Origin of the sequence: Mycobacterium sp. 23, from assembly GCF_048287075.1 — a bacterium.
GTDB classification, from domain to species: domain Bacteria; phylum Actinomycetota; class Actinomycetes; order Mycobacteriales; family Mycobacteriaceae; genus Mycobacterium; species Mycobacterium gordonae_B.
Map to the genome: position 1 here is coordinate 3,344,802 of NZ_JBLVUX010000005.1, position 19,266 is coordinate 3,364,067.

General features: G+C 65.5%; 18 protein-coding genes and 1 tRNA gene. 4 read left to right on the forward strand and 15 right to left on the reverse strand.

The genetic code is table 11. The features are described 5' to 3' along the window. Positions 1–72: 72 nt before the first annotated feature. From ACNQS7_RS16810 to ACNQS7_RS16830, 5 genes are all read right to left on the reverse strand, one after another. Positions 73–1,503 carry a hypothetical protein gene (locus tag ACNQS7_RS16810; protein ID WP_418013417.1) on the reverse strand — a complete coding sequence of 477 codons (1,431 nt, stop codon included), beginning with the start codon at positions 1,501–1,503 and terminating at the stop codon, positions 73–75. 118 nt (positions 1,504–1,621) lie between these two features. Continuing rightward, positions 1,622–3,316 carry a hypothetical protein gene (locus ACNQS7_RS16815; RefSeq protein ID WP_418016027.1) on the reverse strand — a complete coding sequence of 565 codons (1,695 nt, stop codon included), beginning with the start codon at positions 3,314–3,316 and terminating at the stop codon, positions 1,622–1,624. Positions 3,317–3,427: 111 nt separating this feature from the next. Continuing rightward, positions 3,428–4,000 carry a dCTP deaminase gene (dcd, locus tag ACNQS7_RS16820; protein ID WP_055578230.1) on the reverse strand — a complete coding sequence of 191 codons (573 nt, stop codon included), beginning with the start codon at positions 3,998–4,000 and terminating at the stop codon, positions 3,428–3,430. 32 nt (positions 4,001–4,032) lie between these two features. Continuing rightward, the gene (locus ACNQS7_RS16825; RefSeq protein ID WP_418013418.1) at positions 4,033–4,707 is read right to left on the reverse strand and encodes a hypothetical protein; all 675 of its coding nucleotides are present in this window, start codon (positions 4,705–4,707) and stop codon (positions 4,033–4,035) included. A gap of 66 nt (positions 4,708–4,773) precedes the next feature. Next, complete coding sequence (locus tag ACNQS7_RS16830) at positions 4,774–5,316, reverse strand: SRPBCC family protein (protein WP_418013419.1); 543 nt, start codon at positions 5,314–5,316, stop codon at positions 4,774–4,776. Between the two features lie 30 nt (positions 5,317–5,346). Here ACNQS7_RS16830 and ACNQS7_RS16835 point away from each other — a divergent pair. Next, positions 5,347–5,420: transfer RNA gene (locus tag ACNQS7_RS16835), tRNA-Gly, on the forward strand. A gap of 35 nt (positions 5,421–5,455) precedes the next feature. Here ACNQS7_RS16835 and ACNQS7_RS16840 read toward each other — a convergent pair. The 7 genes from ACNQS7_RS16840 to ACNQS7_RS16870 form a co-directional block, all read right to left on the reverse strand. Then, complete coding sequence (locus ACNQS7_RS16840) at positions 5,456–5,848, reverse strand: tyrosine-type recombinase/integrase (RefSeq protein WP_253875618.1); 393 nt, start codon at positions 5,846–5,848, stop codon at positions 5,456–5,458. Positions 5,849–6,094: 246 nt separating this feature from the next. Further along, the gene (locus ACNQS7_RS16845; protein WP_230589185.1) at positions 6,095–7,036 is read right to left on the reverse strand and encodes a hypothetical protein; all 942 of its coding nucleotides are present in this window, start codon (positions 7,034–7,036) and stop codon (positions 6,095–6,097) included. A 132-nt stretch (positions 7,037–7,168) separates the two neighbouring features. Next, positions 7,169–8,401 carry a site-specific integrase gene (locus tag ACNQS7_RS16850; protein WP_273439962.1) on the reverse strand — a complete coding sequence of 411 codons (1,233 nt, stop codon included), beginning with the start codon at positions 8,399–8,401 and terminating at the stop codon, positions 7,169–7,171. Then, the gene (locus ACNQS7_RS16855; protein ID WP_036443988.1) at positions 8,370–8,561 is read right to left on the reverse strand and encodes a helix-turn-helix domain-containing protein; all 192 of its coding nucleotides are present in this window, start codon (positions 8,559–8,561) and stop codon (positions 8,370–8,372) included. Before ACNQS7_RS16855 ends, ACNQS7_RS16850 begins: the two co-directional genes overlap by 32 nt. 1 nt (position 8,562) lies before the next feature. Further along, positions 8,563–10,275 (reverse strand): replication initiator, encoded by a 1,713-nt coding sequence (locus ACNQS7_RS16860; RefSeq protein ID WP_080712103.1) that lies wholly within the window; start codon positions 10,273–10,275, stop codon positions 8,563–8,565. 3 nt (positions 10,276–10,278) lie between these two features. Next, positions 10,279–11,703: an FtsK/SpoIIIE domain-containing protein gene (locus tag ACNQS7_RS16865; RefSeq protein ID WP_036443982.1), complete on the reverse strand. Its 1,425-nt coding sequence runs from the start codon at positions 11,701–11,703 to the stop codon at positions 10,279–10,281. Continuing rightward, a complete protein-coding gene (locus ACNQS7_RS16870) occupies positions 11,703–12,149 on the reverse strand; it encodes a hypothetical protein (RefSeq protein ID WP_036444018.1) in 447 nt (148 codons plus the stop codon). Before ACNQS7_RS16870 ends, ACNQS7_RS16865 begins: the two co-directional genes overlap by 1 nt. A gap of 217 nt (positions 12,150–12,366) precedes the next feature. Between ACNQS7_RS16870 and ACNQS7_RS16875 the strand changes: the two genes are divergently transcribed. After that, the gene (locus tag ACNQS7_RS16875; protein WP_273439965.1) at positions 12,367–13,188 is read left to right on the forward strand and encodes a GntR family transcriptional regulator; all 822 of its coding nucleotides are present in this window, start codon (positions 12,367–12,369) and stop codon (positions 13,186–13,188) included. A 233-nt stretch (positions 13,189–13,421) separates the two neighbouring features. Here ACNQS7_RS16875 and ACNQS7_RS16880 read toward each other — a convergent pair whose 3' ends face one another. The 3 genes from ACNQS7_RS16880 to ACNQS7_RS16890 form a co-directional block, all read right to left on the reverse strand. After that, positions 13,422–14,024, reverse strand: coding sequence for a TetR/AcrR family transcriptional regulator (locus tag ACNQS7_RS16880; protein WP_036443979.1), 603 nt, complete (start codon positions 14,022–14,024; stop codon positions 13,422–13,424). Positions 14,025–14,045: 21 nt separating this feature from the next. Then, a complete protein-coding gene (locus ACNQS7_RS16885) occupies positions 14,046–17,129 on the reverse strand; it encodes an RND family transporter (protein ID WP_036443976.1) in 3,084 nt (1,027 codons plus the stop codon). A gap of 131 nt (positions 17,130–17,260) precedes the next feature. After that, positions 17,261–17,566, reverse strand: a complete 306-nt coding sequence (locus ACNQS7_RS16890; RefSeq protein ID WP_036443973.1) for a hypothetical protein — start codon at positions 17,564–17,566, stop codon at positions 17,261–17,263. A 145-nt stretch (positions 17,567–17,711) separates the two neighbouring features. Here ACNQS7_RS16890 and ACNQS7_RS16895 point away from each other — a divergent pair, with 145 nt between their 5' ends. After that, positions 17,712–18,341 (forward strand): TetR/AcrR family transcriptional regulator, encoded by a 630-nt coding sequence (locus tag ACNQS7_RS16895; RefSeq protein WP_051754198.1) that lies wholly within the window; start codon positions 17,712–17,714, stop codon positions 18,339–18,341. 143 nt (positions 18,342–18,484) lie between these two features. Then, the gene (locus ACNQS7_RS16900; protein ID WP_230589182.1) at positions 18,485–19,138 is read left to right on the forward strand and encodes a TetR family transcriptional regulator; all 654 of its coding nucleotides are present in this window, start codon (positions 18,485–18,487) and stop codon (positions 19,136–19,138) included. The last annotated feature ends 128 nt before the right edge of the window (positions 19,139–19,266 follow it).

Below are 19,266 nucleotides of genomic sequence, written 5' to 3' on the forward strand. Positions count from 1 at the left end.
TAGGTGCCCGCGATGAGCGGACCGCGTCGCGACGCTTAACGGCAGGTGACAGCTACCCGGCGAGATCAGATGCTAGATACCGGGGATCCCGGGGATGTTGAAGCCGCCGCGCCCGCCGCCGCCTTTGCCGCCTCTACCGGGACCGCCGCCACCGGGCAACTTGGGAGCAGGGCCCTTACCGGCACCCGGACCACGGCCGTCGTCGCCGCCGCGACCGCCGCCCCCACCCGGGCCGAGCGGGAACTGCGGGGTGAAGATCTGCGGCAGCTGCGGAACCGGTACTGGGACCGGAACCGGAGCGGGCGCAACCGGGGCCGGGGCGGGCGCCTGGGGCACCGGTACCTGCACGGGTGCCTGCGGCACCTCGACAGGCGCCTGGGGAGCCTGCGGAGCCGGAGCCTGCGCAGGGACGGAGGCGGGAGCCTGGGGCGCCGGAGCTGGCGCCTGCTCGGGCACGGCTTCCGGAGCCGGAGCCTGCGGAGCCGGCGCCTGAGGTGCGGGAGCCTGTGGCGCCGGCGTGGGTTGCACGAGGGCCTGCCCCGGATCGGGGCGCGTACTCGACGTGCTTCGGATGCTGACGGCCAGTGAGACCACCAGCGACGCCACTCCCACCACGAAAATCGACAACAGAACGCTGCCCAGCAAACCCAGCGGGCGACGACCTTCTGCCCTCGGCTCCTCGTGGTCGGCGTCGACGGCGCTGTAGGCCAGCGCGCCGTCTGCCGCGTCGGAGTGGTCGAAGTAGGCGGGGTCGAGCCCGAACGGCTTGTAGGCCCCGGTGCCCGGGTCCTGGGCGTAGGCGCGTGCTGCCGTCGACGCCGACAACAACGGCGTGTTCGCCGACGCCAGCGCCGCTCCCCAGGCCAACGCGGTCTCAGGCTCTTCGGGCAGGGTCACCGGAAGCGTCGTCGCGGCGTCCAGGGCCGGCTTGATCATCGGGACATCGACGCCCGAGCCGACGACGAAGACGGCATCGGGATGGGTCTGCAGCGTTTCGGCGGTGGCGACAAGCTCGGCCAAGCGGGCCACCGCGGCGTCATCGTCCGACGGGAGCGGCTGCGTCTGAATGTCAGCGACCGATCCGTCGGCGCTGTTCACGACGGCCAGCGTCGCGGTGTCGGGTTCGATGAACAGCAGCGCCGTCTGCGCGTAGTTGGTCTCGTTACCGACCGAATGCGCCAGCGCGGCCGCGGCGAGAAACGCCGAAACCAGCATGACGTTCTCGATCTTGCGACTGGCTAACGCGTCGCGGAGCTCAGCAGCCTGTGCCGGGTCCCGCCACGTCACGCCCGTCGAAGCCAGCTGGTAGCCGCCCTCGGTCGCTCCCTCGCGAGTCCCGAGTATCGCCGAGATGACCTGATCGGCAGCGTTGAACGTCGGCGCGTCCTCAACTCCGACGTCGATGCGGTCTTCGTCGACCAGGGCGCCGTCGCCGTTTTCGCCTTCGACCAGCACCATCCGAACTGCGGTCGGTGCCATCGACACGCCAAGTACGGTGTCCAAAGCTCCCCCAAATAGAATGATCGGATTCCCCAACCCGTGCTATATAACGGTACCCACGCACCGGTTTCATACCCATTTGAATTTGCTTTGTAGGGAAACTCACAGGCCCCGAGGTCGGCTATCTGTGCCCGCCGCCGCCTCCACCACCAAAGCCGCCGTGTCCGCCACCGCCGCCGCCAAATCCCCCTCCGCCCCCGCCAAAGCCGCCATGACCGCCACCGGAGCCGCCGCCGCCGAACGGGCCGTGCCCGCCAGGGCCGCCACCACCGAAGGGACCTTGACCACCGGGGCTGCCGCCGCCACCGAACGGCCCGCGCCCACCGGGACCGCCGCCACCGAAGGGACCCTGGCTACCGGGGCCGCCGGGGATGCCGGGGATGCGACCGCCGCCGAAGGGACCCTGACTACCGGGGCCACCGGGGATGCCACCGCCACCGAACGGACCGCGGCCACCCGGACTGTTACCGCCACCACCGAACGGGCCGCGACCCGGATTAGGCGCAGGCGCCTGCGGGATCTGAATGACCGGTGCCTGGGGAACCTGGATAACGGGCGCCTGCGGGATGGGGTTCTGGACGCGGGGCGGTGACGCCGGAATCGGCGCTCGCGGAACAGGTAGCTGGGGTTGCTGACGCGGCACTTGGATGGGCGGCACCAGGATCGGGATCACCGGGGGGACGACGACGGGGTCGGGTAGCCGGGGCGCGGGCAACTCGGGGGCGGGCAGCACTGGCGCTACCGGCATGACCGGTGCTGCGGGTGCCGGAATCGCGGGAGCCGCCTGTGCCGGCTCGATCGGCGCCGCCGCGGCCGGCTTGGGCAGTTGCGGGGCCGCAACGCGCGGCGGCGCTGCCGGCAGGTCGATCTTGTGCTGCGGCGCGGCCACTTCTGTTTGAACGGCCTCCGGCTGCATGGGCGCGACGAAGTGGTTTTCGTTGGGCTTCGGCTGCAGGGCGACGGTCGGGCGGATGTTGATCGCCAGCGCCACTTCGAGGGCTATCGCGGCCGCACAGGCGACCACCGCCAGGCCGCTGCCGACCAGCAAAGCAGGACGGCGCCTGCCCGACTCCTCCTCGGTGACGTCGCCGTCCTCGAAGTCGGGCGGTTCGGGAAGCTCCTCGCCCACCTGCGCATAAGCCAGCGCAGCGGTGGTCGACGCGAATAGCGGTGAACTCCCCGAAGCCAGCGCCGCGCCGCGGGCCAGCGCCATGTCGGGTTCCTCCGGCACGCTGACGGTCAGCGTCGTCGCGGCGTCCAGGGCGGGCTTGATCATCGGCACGTCGACGCCCGAACCCACCACGTAGATGCCGTCCGGCCGGGCGCGCATCGTTTCCGCGGCCGATACCAACTGAGCCAACTCGGTTACCGCGGCGTCGTCGTCCTCAGCCAGGAACTGGCGTCTGACGTCGCACAGCGAGCCGTCGCGGTTGTCTACCACGGCCAGGGTGGCGCTGTCCGGCTCGACGAACAGCACACCCGTGCGCTGGTAGCCGACCGACGCGCCCACGGACTGTCCCATCGCGACCGCCGCGAGGAACGCCGAGACCAGCATGACGTTCTCGACTTTGTGGGCCGCCAGGGCGTCGCGCAGCGCAGCCGCCTGCATCTGATCGGTCCAGCTAACACCGATAGAAGACAACCGAAGGCCTGCGTCGCAGGCGCCCTCACGGGTGCCCAGGATGGCCGCCATCACCCGGTCCGTCGCGCTGGTGGCGGCCGCGTCGCGGGCCATCCTGAAGCTGTCTTCGTCGACGATCACACCGTCGGCGTCCTCACCCTCGACCAACGCCAGGCGCACGGCCGACGGTGCCATCGAAACCCCGAGTACGACGTCCAAAACCCCTCCCAAGGTTCATCGGTCTGCGGAGGGAAACGCGGCACGGAGCCGCCGAATTCCATTGTGGCCCCAGAGGCTATGCGCCAGCTAGGTGGACCGTATGAAGTTCAGGTAAGACCGCGACGGTGTGGGCCCCCGCTGACCCTGGTACTTCGAGCCTACTTGCGAACTGCCGTAGGGATGTTCGGACGGGCTGGTCAGCCGCAGGATACATAACTGGCCGATTTTCATCCCCGGCCACAGGGTGATCGGGAGGTTGGCCACGTTGGACAGCTCCAAGGTGATGTGACCGCTGAATCCCGGATCGATGAAGCCCGCGGTGGAGTGCGTCAGCAAACCCAGTCGGCCCAGCGACGACTTGCCTTCCAGCCGCCCCGCCAGGTCGTCCGGCAAAGTGCAGAGCTCCAACGTGGAGCCGAGCACGAACTCGCCGGGATGCAGCACAAACGGCTCGCCATCCGCGGGTTCCACCAGACTGGTCAGCTCGTCCTGCTGCTGAGCCGGATCGATGTGCGTGTAGCGGGTGTTGTTGAAGACCCGGAACAACGAGTCGAGCCGGACGTCGATGCTGGATGGCTGAACGAGGTCGTCGTCGAACGGGTCGAGGCCCAGTCGACCGGCGGCGATCTCGGCCCTGAGGTCACGGTCAGAGAGCAGCACCCGACGAGCGTAGCTGCCGGTGGTCGCCGGGGTTACCGGACGTAGATTTCGTCCCCGGTCGGATATCCGCCACCGAAGGTGGTGACGTGGACGTGGTCATAGTGGCCGTAGCCGCCGGACTGGGCGCCGCCACCGGGTGTGTAGTACGTACCGCGCCAGATGGCGTCCTGGATGCCGAAACGCTCGGCGTTCTGCAGCACGAAAGTGACGATCGCGTTGCCCAGTTCGATCCCCTCGTCGGAACTCGGATTGGGGATCATCACGTCGAGCGCGAGGCCTTCGGGATGCCACCGCAGCGCGTCCGGTCGGACCCCGCCGATCTGGTGGATCTCGGGAAAGAGTGCACTGATGCTGCGCTCGACCAAAATGGTCTTGACCTGCAGGCCGGCTTCCGGAGCGACGCCGACGGGCAGAACGCGGGATCCCGCGTTGGCTCGCGACCGGTCGGCCCGCGACCGTTGCGCCGGGGCCATCTCCTCGATGCTGAATTTCAGGTGGGAGGTGTCAATGTTGGCAGCGATCGGGGCTGAGGCGAGTTCTATGCAGCACGTCCCGGTGTCGGGGAGCAATGGCTTGACTTCGGCCCGGGCCGCGCCCAGGGAGCTGACGTCTCCGGCTACCGCGAAGTACACGCCGACAGAGGCGAGGCCCGCAGCCAGCACTGCGGGCGATTTCCGCGGCTTTCTAGCTAACTCATGCCTGCCCACGGGAGGTCACAATACGAGGTCACGGTTGATAACGAAAGGGTAAACATCACATTTTTAGAATTTGCATTAATTCACTGCCTTAACGACTTCGCGAATTACACGCTTGTCATTCGCGCGGACGGTGCGGTCATCCGACCAGCCAGCTCGACAGCTCCTCGAGCATCTGACGCGCGTAACCTCGCCAGAACCAAGCGAACGCCGGCAATGCCGAGGCGGCCACCCGCGACCGCGGAAACATGTTGTAGCCCCACAGGTGATTCGCGTCCCCGTCCCAGCCGGACGGAAGCGGAACTCGGCTTCGATCCTGTCGAGCAGCGCGGCGAGTGGTCCCTTGAAATCCGTGATGCGGTAGACCCACGCGTGCGGTTGGTCGACGCTGACCACGGTCTCCCGGATGCTGCCCCATGGACCGAGTTCGAGGACCCGGGTCTGGCCGGCGGTTCCGCGCCAGTCCCCGGCGTCGCGACCACTGACGTTCAGGATCGGGGGGATCGGTCCGTAGCGACGCCGGAACATGGTCGGGACGTCCATCTCGATGATCCCGCGGAACGCCTGCTCAGGCGACACGGGAAGGGTTCGGGATTGTTCGACCCGCACACCATTCGGCATTTGCCGATGCTAGCCTTTCTGGGCAACAGCGCCGATGTAGTTCAATGGCAGAACATCAGCTTCCCAAGCTGAATACGCGGGTTCGATTCCCGTCATCGGCTCCACCCTGACCAGCATCAACAGTGTGCGAGTTATTCGATTAGCCCTGCTGAGTGTCACGAGATGTCACAACTCGATCGAAAGTGTCACCAGCGGACTTCAGCGCCTCGGGCTGCGAGTGCGTATAGCGCTTCATCGTGAAACTGGCATCCGTGTGACCGAGCCACGCGGCAATGACAGCTGGAGCGACGCCATCGAGTGCCGATTGGGTGGCGGCCGTGTGCCGCGCGCCGTGCAGTTTCAAGTGTCGCGGCCCGGCCTTCTTCACGGCAGCCAGTAACCTGTACACGATCGGGGCCGCCGCCGTCGCGGCGAGACCTAGGACGATGACCGCACCCGAACCGTGGCGCGGCCCACCACCAGAAGCAGCGCCCCGCCAGCGGCGATCACAACACCCGCTCCAGCTCGCCCGCGACCAACACCACACCGACACCGAACTGGGTTTCGGCGCGGGGCTGGTCGCGACCCACCTCAACGGCCGGCCACCCTCCCAAGGCGGCATCTACATGCCGAAGGCCCCGCGTGTCGACCCACCGCGCAGCGGATTGGTCGGCCCCGGCAGCACCGCCGTCCACCCGGCGAGGCGCGCGCCTACTCCGGCCAGCAGGTCGCCCTGTAGAACCGGGCACCGGAGACGCCCCTAGTCGGCCCGGTCGCGGGCGGGACTTACTTTGGTTTGCTAATCGGCTGCCGATCCGGAGGCCATTGCGCCTCGCCCACCCCCGTCTGCCATTGCGGACTCAGCCAACACGGCGAACCCGAAGTAGAGGTGACTGAGATTCGTTATGGCGCTCAGCACCGAGTGCTTGTAATAGCAGGCGTTCTGTTCAGCTTCCAGCAGCGTCGACAGGTTCGCTTCTTCGTCTTCCGAGAAGTGGATCGTGTCGCCATAGTTGAAGGTCAAGATCAGCTTCTGCGGGTTGATGTTCGCATAGCTGAACGGCGGCACCTCACGATCCGGCGGAACCGGTGGGGCGGCCATCTCACACACGATGGTGTTCAGCATTCTGTTCATCAATGCGCCACGCGCTTTTGCCCACTGCGCTACAACCCTTCTCGCACTCTCCTTCTCGCTCGCGGACAGCAACTTAACGGCCTTCATGATCCTGCCCCGCGTGCGAGTGAAAGACGCGAATTCGTCGTCGCTGTGCAATTGACGGAAGGCGAGCGAGGTCCCGGCGAAAGCTTCGGGCGACGGGAACACCAACGTGATTTCGGGGGCTCCGCCGCTCTTGAAGCTGTAGCGCATACCACTTTCCTCGTTCAGCGCGGAATATCCCGCAAGCTGACGACACATCCGCGCATAGCGCTTGAGGACCCGGCGGTCGTCGTCCGTCAACCCCGGCAGCACCGGGAACGCCCCGGGATCTGGCAGGTTGAACGCGTACGTAAGTAGCTCCCAATGGTGCCGAAAGCCGTGGTTCACGCCCACCGCATGCTCGATTAGGGGCGGCTCAAATTTCAACTGAACCGGTTGGACGGAGTTCTCATAGGGCACCATCGACAAGTTGCGGTCCCCCGTCAGCGGGTTAACCGTGTTACCCACGATCTTGGAGAGCAGCTGCATGTCACCCCACTCAAACGAGAGAATCTCGGCCTGGTCGTAGTCGGGGATCATCATTACAGCAGGGTTCCTTCGGCACGGCGCGGCTCGCTCATGCGTTCGAGCGACTGAGGTCACTGTACGACCGCCATCCGACACGAGTCGGCGTGTCCCGCCCTGACCAGCATCAACAGTGTTCGAATTGTTCGATTACCCCTGCTGAGTGTCACGAGATGTCACAACTCGATCGAAAGTGTCACCAGCGGACTTGAGCGCCTCAGGCTGCGAGTGCGTATAGAGCTTCATCGTGAAACTGGCATCCGTGTGACCGAGCCACGCGGCAATGACAGCTGGAGCGACGCCATCGAGTGCCAACTGGGTGGCGGCCGTGTGCCGCGCGCCGTGCAGTTTCAAGTGTCGCAGCCCGGCCTTCTTCACGGCAGCCACCCAGTACCGGTACACGACCGGGGGCGCATACGGCAGTCCAGCCTCGTTGGACACGACGTAGTCAAACGGGCCAGCGTCGACCCCGAGGCGCAGCCTCTCCTTTGCTTGCCGACGACGTGCAGCGCGCAGCACTCCGACCAGGCGATCGGGCAATGGCAACTCACGACGAGATGCCTTCGACTTTGGATCGTTCTCACTGACGCTGCCACCAGCCGACACGCGATTGTTCACGATGCGTAGGGTTTTGTACTTGAGGTCGACATCGCACCAGCGCAGCCCCGCGATCTCACCCCGACGCAGCCCAACCAGGGCCAACTCGTATGCATGGGCCAGGCGGTCACCGGCGAAGCTGGCGCGCAACATGTCGACTTCAGCGACACTGTAGGTATCCACGTCTTTGTGGGCCGACGGCAGCGGCTTGACGAGCTCAGCCGGGTTGCGAGCCAGAAGCCCTTGGAACACCGCATCTGCGAATACCCCGGTGATCGCCTGGAGGCTTTTGTTAACACTCGCTGATGACCACGGTCTGCGCTTCCGGCCCTTTGCAGTCATGGTGCCGCCCTCGGCGAGATCGCGAACCAGCGTATCGATATCTGTCTTGGTGATTCGCTGGGCCAGAACATCGGCGAAGCGCTCCACCAGCGGCTGTAGGTCGTAGGCCTTCTTGTCGCGCGCAGTGGGACGCAGGTCGTGTCGACCCGCCAGGTAGTTCTTGACCATCTCGCCGACTGTGAGTGTGCGCCTCGGCACGAACACTTTCTTCTCAGCCGCGTCGCTGATTTCGCTCAGTGCACGACGTGCGTCCTTCTCGGTGCGGTAACGCCGCCGAACCTGTCGACGTCGGCCAGTCTGAGGGTCCTCGCCCACGTCGACTGTCAGTTGATACCGAACCGCGTCTTTGCCGGTACGCCGGTCGCGAACGGTCAGCTTCTTGATCTGCGGCGGCAGTTGTTGTCGGGACATTTCACGCCGCCGTGTCACCGGTTGACTCGGCATCGAGTTTCGCAATGTATTCCGCAACAGCAGTTTCCGTGACGAACCGACGTCGGCCGATCTTCACTGACCTCAACTCACCGGACCCGATCAACTCGTAATACTTGCTGTGACCGATCGGAATCATCTGCCGCACTTGTGATTCCGTTAGTAGTTGTAGCATCTCAACGTCCACGACTTCCCGGCCCCGGTGATGCGCCTGCTCCGATTCGCTGTCCTTCGGGTGGTCCGATGGCGGCGATTGCGTTGGTGTATTGGGCTTTCCAAGTGAGTCTTTGGGAGATGGCTCGCATGATGAGTTCGCTGCGGGGTGGGGTGCGTTGGCCGGATTCGAGGCGGTAGATAAGAACATTGTCTCGCGCGTCCGGGGTGATGCCGGCGTCGGCGAGCAGTTGCCGAACAAATTTGTGCCGGTCGGCTTGGTGATCAGGCAGGGTTTTACCGGACCACTTCCGGGACACCAAGACCCGCCGGCCCGGCAGCCCGAGGGTGCTTCGACGGTGCGCTTTCGATTTGCACTGCCCGGCAACCATTTTCGATGATGCACCCTTGGGGACGATGCCGTAACGCAGCCAGATGGGGCAGCGCGGTGAGCATGGGGTTATCGCCAGTTCGGTGTGCAAACGCTCGTGATGGGCATGCTGGGCGGCGGTGGTGGGTGTGATGATTTCACCGATCGATTTGGTCAGGTACTTAGTCAGATACCCGATGTGCCGTCCCGCCTCTGTGCCGCCGCCGAGGATGCCTTTGGAGTGCACCTGTTCCCCGAAGCGCACCACATGCGCCGGGTTCGCATCGGGGTCGTCATCGACGGCCTGTAGGGCGTCCTGCCAGCTGGTGAGTGGTGTGTGGGTGTCGGGGTCGATGAAGGTGCACCGGGTCGGATTCCACACCGGCAGCCTGCCGGAATCGGTGTAGATCAGCTGGTCGTGGTTCGGCCACCACACCTGGTGGTAGGTGGCGGCAGCCACTTGGCGGACGAGGGCGTGAGGGATCGCGCCGCGCAGCGCCATGTGCACGTGCGGGGCGCCGCGTTTCTGAGGTTCCACGGTGGCGAAATACTGGACGTCCCAGCCCAGGACGCGCCGCAGGTTCTGGATGAACCGGTCCAGCAGAGCGGCGAAGTGGATCGCATCGCGGGCCGCACGCCGGTAATCATAGGCGCCGGGATCGATCGGGGCGCCGCCCTGGATCGGCCCGTAACTGTCACAGGTCAACGTGAGGAACATCGACGGCCGGTACTTACCCACGTACTGCTGGCCGATGGTGTTTTTGCGGACCTGCCGGGTCGGCAGGTCGATCACGTCGTGGCGGCGTTTCGTCGACCGAGTGCGCAACGGGGTGGGCGGGGGGTCCAGTGGTGGCAGGGTGCCGCGCATCCCGGTGGCACGCAGCTGGGTGTCGAGTTCACCGACCGCGGCCCGCAGCTCAGCGACGGCTTCGTGGTCGTGGTCGCGGTCGGTGGTGGCGTCGCGGTAAGCGGCGACTAGATCAGCGCGGGAGCGCAGCAGCTCGGATTGCTGCTCGGTGGGTTCAATGGCTGGTTGGACCGGTTCGTGGTCGAGGTGCCATCCTTCGCGGCACTGCTGCATGCGCAGTGCGCGCGCTTTTTTCGCGCACGGGGCGCATTGCGATTCCATGGTCGATTTGCAGGGCACCGCCGCGTAGTCGGTGGCGCCGGTGTCCAGGTTGACCGTTCCCATCACCAGCGGGCGGACGCACACCCCGTGAGTTTGTGCGGCGGCGACGGCGATTTCGTGGAAGGAGGGCCGGGCTCGCCGTTCGGCGGCGGTTTCTCGTCGGGGCAAGGGGTCCGCGGAGTGATCGGGCGGTGGCGGTGCGTGGGGGCTGACCGGTGCAGGTGAGGGGGTCGGCATGGCTCAGCCCTGCGAGGAAGCAGTGTCAGGCCGGCGCGGGAGTCGGCGGCGTTTCGGTGGCCGGAAATGTGTGACCAGATAGTCGATGTCGTCGTCGGTGACATGAAACGCCCGGACCCGTTGTGGTTCGGCGGTGCCGTCCACCATGACGTAGCCGACACCCGGTGTGGACTCGGGGATTTCGTCGCACACTGCCCCGGCATCGCGCGCCGCCTGCCCAAGAATCATCGTGGTTTGGTTCGATTCGGTCAGGCGCAGTCCCACGCGGACAGTGAAGTACTGGCGCAACGACACCACTTCTTTTGACGGGTCTTGCACGGCGCCTATCAGGGTGATCCCGACCGCACGACCTTGAGAGAGCAGCAGCCCGAGCAGCTGGTCGACTTCGGCGCGGATTTTGCGGTCGGTGCCATAGGCGGTCAAGGCGGCGAGTTCATCGATGATCACCACCGTCAACGGGTCCTCGACGCTCGGCGTGTGGGTGCGGGTGTGGCCACGCAACAGCTGGGTGCGGCCATCCATCAACTTGACCAGGCCTCGCAACAACTCCAAGGTCTGCTCGGTGCGGTCAGCGGCGAACGCGGTGAACAGCCCTGCGCCGCGGGCGAATTCCATCCCGCCCTTCGGGTCGATCACACAGAGTTGCACCAGGCCTGACCGCACAGCGGGGGCCAGTCCGGCGACCAGGGACTGCACCACGCTGCTTTTGCCCGACCCCGTTGAGCCGGCGACCAGAATGTGATGACCCTGGATCGGTAGCCGCCACGGCGTGCCGGTGTCGGTGACCCCGACCGTCACCGCCGCCAGCTGCACTCGTGTCGCGTCGGTGGGCCGGGGCAGCCGCACCGCAGCCGCGAGGGTGTCATCACGGTGCACGGTGACCGTGAGCTGGCCGGGCTGCAGGGACCGCACCGTCACGCGACCGCTTCCCCAGGCGTGGGCCAGGGCGTCGGCTTGCTTGCCCCAGTCGGTCGCGGTCTGCCCGGTCACCATGCCGATGTTCAGCGTGTCGGTGGCGGTGCCGATGCGCACCGACCGCAGCCGCGGGACCATGGTCCGCTCACCCAGCGTGGCGGTCAACCCGTGCAGGGTGCACACCTGCGCCCAGGCGTGCTTGTAGCGCCACCAGGTCAGGTAAGCCGTGCGGACCGGTAGCCACGATGCAGCGCCAAATCCGGCCGGGTCGACCAGCGCCAACGCGATGTAGATGAGGGCGTATACCCCGGCCACGATCAGCCCGCCGCCCCACCCGAACCAGGCGCCCGCCCATGCGATCATGATGATCGGCAAACTCAACACCGGGAACCGCACCGTCCACGATCCGAGCAGCACGGCGAGCTTGGCCAGCATTAGCAATATGTCTTCGACCAGCTGGTCGGCCGAACTCTGACCGCTGTTGCCGGACGGTTTCGAGTTGCCGGTGGCCATCACGCACCCGCCTTCACGGTCTCGCCGCGCGGCGCTGACGACGACTTACTCACGGGCGCAGGTGAATTCACGTCACCTTTGATGCCGGTCGCCCTGTAGACGTAGCCCACATAGGTGTATTCGCCCTGACCCATCCGCCGCGGTTCGGCGGTCAGGCCTTCCAGTTCGATCATGCGAATTCCGCTGCCCGCCAACAGCTCCGGCGTGGATGGCACTGGCTGTACCTCGGCCAGAAATGTCACCACGAAGCTCGCCCGTTTGGCTTTCGGCTCATCGGGGTCCGACACTGCGCCAGCCCACTGCCGCAGACCTGTCGCCGGATCAGCCTTCTGCACATTCGGACGCTCAAATTCCATGTCCGGGCCGATCGGACCCAGCAACATCAACCCTCTCGGGAACGCTTCTGTGTGTTGCATCGGGAACCGGTGCCCTTTTTGTATCGCCATGTCAGCTTTCTCCTGTCTGTGTGACTTGGACCACGACAACATATCAACTGATATTTTTGGTGGTCAACTGTTATGCATCGATAGGTCAGAAAAAATGTGAATCGCCCCATGAGGCACTGGAGCGATTGGTTTTCAACTGATCGCGGCTGATATTGTCGGGCATCTCAACTGCTATGGACGGATGGTCATGACCTCACCGACTACGCCCCGGCAGGCGATGCACCGCCAGATCGCCCAAGCCGTTCGTAACGACATCGAGGCCGGCATTCTCCGCGACGGTGAACGGCTGCCTTCCACACGCGAGCTCGCGTCGCAGTGGAACGTCAGCGTCTTCACGATCACTCAAGCGATGGACCTGCTTACTGCCGAAGGCCTGGTGCGCAGCAAGGACCGCTCGGCACGCGTCATCACCGCTCCCGACACTGCGGCAGCACCCAAAAGTCTGCAGCTGCCCACCCCGCAATTAGTCCTTGTCGGCGGCTACGCCGGCAGCGGAAAAACCGAATTCGGTCGCGTCCTAGCCCGCCAGACCGGATGGACAATCCTCGACAAGGACACCATCACCCGGCCGCTCGTCCAGCGTTGGCTCGAAGACCTTGGCGCTTCACTGGATGACCGCGAATCCCCCACCTACATGAACAAGATTCGTCCCCATGAGTACGAAGCACTCAACGCGGCAATCGAAGAGAACATCGAGTGCGGCAACTCCATTGTCTCCACTGCGCCCTACCTGCACGAGCTCACCGACAGGGCATGGATCGACCGCACCCAGGCCCGAGCCGACGACCTCAATGCCGACCTGTCCATCGTGTGGGTAACCTGCGCGGCCGACACCATGAACCTCTACCTACGACGCCGGGCCGCAGCACGTGACCGATGGAAACTCGCGAACTGGCCCACTTACCTGGCCAGCGTCGACACCACTTTCGCCCCGCCGGTGCCGCATACGCTGATCCAGAATGACCCCGACAGCCAACCCTTGCAGGTTCAGGCCCGCAGCTTCATCAAATCCATCCGAGCACAGGCCGGGCAGCAGTAAGGCATTTGCTCACCGCGCTCGTTCTCCACTGCCTCGGTAAACTGTGGGTCGGTATCTGATGGCGTTGGCTCGTTGAGATTGATTTGGCCTTGCGGGCGGTCGGGTCGACGCGGGTAGGTGGTTTTTGGGGGTCGGCGGGGTGCGCTGGCGAGGTGGGTTGGTGTACGGCAGTTGATCTGCTGAGGCTGTGGCCACATGGCCTGGTGGGTGTGGGCCGGGGTAGTGCGGTGTGTTTAGTGGAATCCGGCGAGGGTGATGTGCAGGGCTTGCTGCAGTTGGGTGCGCAGCGGTGGGTTGGTGGTGGTGTTGTTGAGCCAGTGTTGGAGCACGGTTTGTGCGGTGCTCAGGGCTGTGTGGATGAGCAGTGTGGGGCGGATGTCGGTGGTGGGGTCGGTGTTCATGCGGGTTGCGATCATGGTGGTGAGTTGGCGGGTTTGGTTGTCGCTGAGCAGTGTTGAGCTGTTGAGCAGGTGTGGTGCGCTCTGCAGGGCGTGTTTCCAGTGTGGGGAGTGCTGGCCGGCTGTTTCGCCGAGGTGGTCGACGAGGAGGTGGATGAGTGAGGTGGCTGCTGTTTCGGTGGGCGGACGGGTGTTGTAGGTGGTGATGATTTCGGCGATGGCATGTTGGATCGGGGCGGTCAGCAGGTGTTCTTTGTTGGGTGCGTGGCGGTAGTAGGTGCTGATGGAGATGCCGGCGGTGGCGGCGATGTCGTCGGTAGTGACTGCGGCGTAGCCGTGTTGGGCGAAGAGTTGGTGTGCGGTGGTTTGGATGTGGGTGAGTAGTTCGGTGCGGCGGCGGTCTCTGAGGGTGGGGGGTGTGGGGTTGGCGGTAGTCATGGTCGATTCCGGTGGGTGTGTCTAGGTTCGGGTTGGAGAGGGTTTGTGGCGCAGTGGGTTTCGTTGTGGCCACCAGCTGGTTTCGCGGAGCAGGGTGGCGATGGCAGGCACGGTGAGGGTGCGTACGACGAAGGTGTCCAAGAGGAGGCCGCAGCCGATGATGAGTCCGGTTTGGATCATGATGGCTATCGAGCCGATCATGAGGCCGAACATGCTGGCGGCGAAGATGAGTCCGGCGGAGGTGATGACGGAGCCGGTGTTGGCGATAGTGCGGAGCACGCCGACGCGGATGTTACGGGTGGATTCCTCGCGCAGTCGTGAGATGAGCAGCATGTTGTAGTCGGCGCCGACGGCGACCAGGATGATGAACGCCAGAAGTGGTACGGGCCAGGCGATTTCTTTGCCGAGGCCGTATTGAAATATCAGGGTGCCGATTCCTAGTGATGCCCCGTAGTTGAGGATGACGGTGCCCAGTAGGTAGAGCGGTGCGACCAGGGCGCGGAGCAAGACGATGAGGATGAGGCCGACGACGAGCAGGGTGGCGATGGCCATCAGGCGGAAGTCGGCGGAGAGCAGGCGTTGAATGTCTGAGTTGACGGCGGGAAATCCGGCGACGGCGATGGTGGTGTTGGCCAGTGAGGTGTTGGGGCGTGCTGCGTCAGCGACTTCGGTGAGTCGGTAGGCCAGGGTCATCGCGTCGCTGCTGTAGGGGTCGTAGCTGGACTCGATGGCGTAGCGGGCGGTTTTGCCGTCCGCGGATAGGAAGTGTTTGGCGACGTCGGCGAATTGTTGGTTGTCGAAGGCGTCGTTAGGGAGGTAGAAGCCGCTGGCGGTGTCGGATCCGGTTGCTGATCGTGCGGATTGTTGGAGTTGGGCGGCGATTTTTCCCATGCCGGAAAGCATTTCGAGGTTGCTGTCGACGAGGGTGTGGACGCCGGTGGCCAGCGAGTGAGCACCGGATGCGAGTTGGTGGACGCCGGTTTGGAGGCGTCCGATGTTGGCGGCGAGGTCGCCGGAGCCTGCGGCGCCCATGGCGGTGTCCAGGGTGGTGATGAGCCGGGTGACGTCGGCGAGGGTGCCGCCGCCGGTGTTGGTGGCCGGCTGGTAGAGGTCGGCGAGGGTGGTGAGGTGGTCGAAGAATCCGTTGTCGCGCAACGTGATGAGTAGTTGGGCTTGGTCGTGTAGTTGGGCGCATTCGGTGGCGGCGGCGCACGCGGGCCAGTTGCTGATCGCGGCGATGAGGGGCTCAAGGGTGGTGATGGCGGTTTGGGCTTGTTCGGCTTGGTGGCGTAGTGCGGGCCCGGCGGCAATGGCGTGATCGACGGCGGGTGCGGTGGCAGAAAGCTGTTGCAGCAGCGGCCGCAATCGCTGGGTTTGGATGCCCGCGGTTTGAGCTTGGCCTAAGAGCCCAGTCAGCGGGGTCAGCGCGGTGCCCAGGGTGGTGTCGAGTTGGGTGAGCCCGTCGGCGAGCTGGTCGGCGCCGTTGGTGAGTTGGCCCAGATCGCTACGGCGGGATTGGCCGTCGTTGACCGCGCCCGCGAGCCGGTCACCGATTTGGCCGTTCTGCCAAGACAGTTGGGCTTGTTCGAGCCGTTTACCGCCGGGGCGGGTGACTCCGGAGACTTTGGTGACACCGGGCAGTTGGGCGAGGCGGGAGGCCATTTCGTCAAGGTCGGCCAGTCCTCGGCTGGTGCGCATGTCGGTGGGTGACTGCACGACCAAGAACTCGTTGATCACGATGTCTTTGCGGAAGTGGCGATCCAGCAGTCGATACCCTTCGTTGCTGGCCGAGGTGGTCGTTTGGCCTTGGCGGTCGTCGTAGCTGATGCGCATGGTGGTCGCCACTGCGCACAGAGCTAGGACGAAGATCAGGCTGGCGGCCAGCAGGGGCACGGGGCGTCGTACGACGGCCACCGCGATCCGGTTCCAGTAACGGCGGGTGCGGTCGGTGTTGGGTTCACCGATCCCACGCCGGGCGGCCAGCGCGAGTACGGGGGGAAACAGAGTGACCGTGGCGGCGAACCCGATGATCACGGCGATGGCGCAGGCCGGGCCGAGTGCGGCGAAGACGCTCAGTTCGGCGAAGGTCATGGACAGAAATGCCAGCGCGACGGTGGCGGCCGAGGCTGCGATGACCCGCCCGATGGTGGCGGTGGCGTGGATGACCGCGGTCTGGGCGGGGACCTGTTGGCGGCGCTGTTCGTGGTAGCGGCTGATCAAGAACACTGAGTAGTCGGTGCCGGCGCCCAGCAGGATCACCGTCATGAACGCGACGGTGAACTGAGACACCGGCATGCCGGCTTCGCCGAGTCCGGAGAGCACCCCGCGCCCGACCGCGAGGCTGATACCGATCACCAGCAGCGGCAGCATCGCGGTGAACACCGACCGATAGATCAGCAGCAAGATCATGGCGATCAGCCCGGCGGTGGCCACCGAGATGAGGATCAGATCCTGTTCAGCGGAATCGATTTGATCGCTGAAGGTGGCGGGTGGGCCGGTGACGCGCACGGTGGTCGGTGAGTGCCCGAAAACCTCGGCGACGATGCCGCGTACCGCCCGCACCGATTCCGCGGTGCTGGGATCACCGAGGGTTCCGGCCACCCCCACCGGCACGTACCATGCCTTGCGGTCGGCGCTGAGAGCTTGCGCGGCGGTGACCGGGTCGGCCAGGAGGTCTTGGACCTGCCGGACGTGGCTGGTGTCGGCCCGTAACCGCTGGATCAACGTGTCATAGCGCTGCTTAACCTGCGGGGTCAGCCCGCTGGGATCCTCCATCGCCACGAAGATCGTGGTCTTGGAGCCTTGTTCACCGAACGCCGAGCCCATCCGGTCTACGGTCTGCAGCGACGGCGCCCCGGGCGGTATCAGATGCACCGACTGGTGCTTGACGACCGTTTCCAGTTGCGGAAAAAGGATCGCCAGCACCACCGCGGCGGCGATCCAGGACCCGATCACCAACGCTTTGTGCCGGATCGCGAAACCCGACAGCCGCGCTAGGCGCTCACTGTAGGTGTCGCGGCCCTGTGCCGCTTCCGCGGCGCCACGCTGCTCCTTGGGGCGACTCAACGTCGCCACGCCGGCATCGCCCCAGCCCTTGATTACCATCCCGGCCCCCCCGGCGGCATAAAGAAACTGTCGGTATCGCAACAGTACTATCGGTATCTTTGTGCGGCATCCGGCAAAGCGCAATACGCCCGCCCGCCGGTCGCGGCCTGCCCCCAGCGGCCGCGACAGCTTCAGTCCAACATCTCCCGGCCCATCAGCTCGTCGTCGAGATAGGAACACGACCGCGGCGGATAGTGGCGGGGACGCACACGATCACCCGCGGTCGCAACCCGGGCGTGCCCGAGCTTGGCCAGATCATGGCGAACGTGGCGGACCTCCTCGAACAAGACGCCGGGCAGCAGCCGCTTGGCCGCCCGCGCCACCACCGCGCCGGTGCGCCCGACAGCCCGCGCCGGCCGCCGCGTCAGTGGCGTCGCCGCGGTCGGGTCCTGGATCTGGCGCCGGATGAGCTCCCGGCGTTGCTGGTGATTCACCATGGCCTTACCCCCTCGGTGTTGGCCTGCACGGCGATACAGGTACTAACGGTATCGCTCCGATACTAACAGTATCGTTTCGCTAAATGCCAGCCTTGCGTCCGCGGTATCGGCGTCGACGCCAGGCGGCGAGGATTACGGTGAACAGGTGGAGCCAGGCGCGGAGGAACGTGCTGTCGATATCGACGGCGACGAGGTGGATCCACGCCTGGCGCGGTCCCGGACCCGGCTGCTCGACGCCGCGGCCAAGCTGCTCAGCGCCGGCGGGGTCGAAGCGGTCACCATCGAGGCGGTCACCAAGGCCTCCAAAGTGGCCAGAACCACGCTCTACCGCCACTTCACTAGCTCCACCCACCTGCTGGCCGCCACTTTTGAGCGGCTCCTGCCCCAGGTCAGCCTGCCGCCGGCGCAAGGCTCGCTGCGCGAACAGCTCATCGAACTGCTCAGCCGGCAAGCGATCCTGTTTCAGGACGCACCCTTGCACGCCACCACGCTGGCCTGGGTCGCCCTCGGGCCGACACCGGAGCGCCCCGACGAGGTGCACGACCGCCACGCGCTACGCACACGCGTCGTCGCCCATTACCGACAGCCCTTCGCCGAGCTGCTGCAAAGCCCGGCCGCCGCCGCCGAACTCGACGACTTCGATGTCGACCTCGCCATGTGCCAGCTCGTCGGCCCGATCGCCTTCGCCCGCCTGACCGGCCTACGCGCCATCAACCGCGAGGACTGCGAACACATCGTTGACGACTTCCTGCACGCCCACGCCCGCACCCGATAAACCCCACCGGGCCCGGCCGGGTCCGACGTCGTCGGCAACCCGGGGATTCGCGCCGCACCGCCCACCGTTGTGGTACGAACGGTAGCGCAGGGATACTGCTCGTAGCGGGGGTTCGGTATGGGTGACTGTCGGGCCGATGGTGCATGGCCGCCGTCAAGAGCGGGCTGCTCGGGGCGGGCTCGCGCAACCGGTGCCGGGACGTCATGACCGCGGCGCAACCTGCCGGTGAGGCACCCCACGCGAGTGAGATCCTGGATGCGACCCTGCATGCAGCGACCTGCGGCGGTTATAGCGCGGTGCAGATGCGGGCGGTGGCTGATGTCGCCGGCATCGGTGTGGGGACGCTCTACCGGTATTTCCCGTCCAAACCGCACCTGCTGGTCGCGGTGTTGCGCCGCGAATTCGACCGACTGGCCGCCGAGTGCGCATGGCACCACAACGACACCACGCCTGCCCAGCGGGTCGCAGCCCTGACCTCACGACTGCACGTCGAATGGCAGCTCGACCCTAACCTGACCGAAGCCACCACGCGCGCCCTGGTGGTCGCCGACGCGACCGCCGCGCCCACCGTCACCCAGACCGCCGACATCCTGCAACAACTCTTCGCCCACGCATTGGGCGGCAGCACCGTCACCGAGCACCACCATGACCTCGCCGGACTCATCACTGATGTCTGGCTGGCCAACCTCACCGCCTTCAGTGGCCACCGACTCTCCGCAGCCCAAGCCCGAGAGCGGATCGACCGCGGCACGGAACTCCTACTGCGCCAGACCTCATCAATAATCTCCACGTCATAAACGGCCACAACCCCCGACCTAGCCACCCTCGAGGCTTATGCGGCGAATTTCGCCCCTCAAAGCAGCCAACGCAAAGCACACCCAAGTGCTGTCGAGCACAAGAAAGTGCGAGCAGCCGACGGCACAAA